Genomic DNA, 952 nt, shown 5'->3' with positions numbered 1-952 from the left:
TTATTCTCGGTATTGGCGTGGGGCTCGTCATTCGCTATGGTGGTTCTTTGGACGGTACAGAGATTATAGCAATTTTGCTTAACAAACGTTCTCCCTTCTCCGTTGGCGAGATCATTATGTTCTTCAACTTGTTCATACTCACGAGTGCGGGCTTCGTATTTGGCTGGGATCGTGCGATGTATTCCCTCATTGCCTATTACATTGCATATAAAATGATCGATATTACCGTTGAGGGATTGAACGATTCGAAGGCGGTATGGATTATTAGTGACAATCACAAGGAAATCGGCGATGCGCTGCTTAGACGTCTCGGTCGGGGCGTTACGTATATGAAAGGCGAGGGCGGCTTCTCCGGAGATGAGAAGAAAGTGATTTTCACCGTCATTACCCGATTGGAGGAAGCGAAACTCAAGGGGATCGTAGAGGAGCATGATGAGCATGCGTTTCTTGCAATCGGCAACATTCATGACGTTAAGGGTGGCAGATTTAAGAAAAAGGACATTCATTAAGCAGTAAAAGATAGGACGAAGTTCATAAGTCTGTGAGCAGGGTCGCGAAATATGTTTCAAAGGAACTATTTTCAATGCCATACGTATAAGTTAATATATACTGGGTAATTTTAGCTCGCTTATTATGATGAATAGGGGTTGAAGAGATTGAAGAGAGGTTTAAAAGGGGCATTAGCGCTCATATTTGCTTTAGCACTAATTATTACGGGGTGTGGAGCCAAGTCTAGTCCGAAGGAATTAATTGAAGGTTCTCTAGGTAAGTCCTTCGATATGAAGTCCTATGCATTCAATACATCGATTAAGCTTGAAGATCTTCAAGTGGATAATGGTTCAGCAATGGATCCAAATGCACAGATGGTTTTGAACATGATGAAAAATGCTGAGCTTAGTGTAAATGGCGTAGTACAACAAGAGCCTATGAAGATGGAAGCGAATCTCGAAAT

1 protein-coding gene and 1 pseudogene are annotated in these 952 nt (G+C 42.3%); both read left to right on the top strand.

The window, feature by feature from the left end:
* On the top strand, window positions 1-509 hold a 509-nt coding region (locus AZ66_RS29335; protein WP_044358192.1), incomplete at its 5' end, for a YitT family protein.
* Window positions 510-656: 147 nt separating this feature from the next.
* Window positions 657-952, top strand: a pseudogene (locus AZ66_RS29330) (DUF6612 family protein); the annotation flags it as partial.

The sequence above is a fragment of the Paenibacillus sp. E194 genome (genome assembly GCF_000935845.1).
GTDB lineage: Bacteria > Bacillota > Bacilli > Paenibacillales > Paenibacillaceae > Paenibacillus_B > Paenibacillus_B alvei_B.
This window is presented reverse-complemented; position numbering and strand designations above follow the sequence as displayed.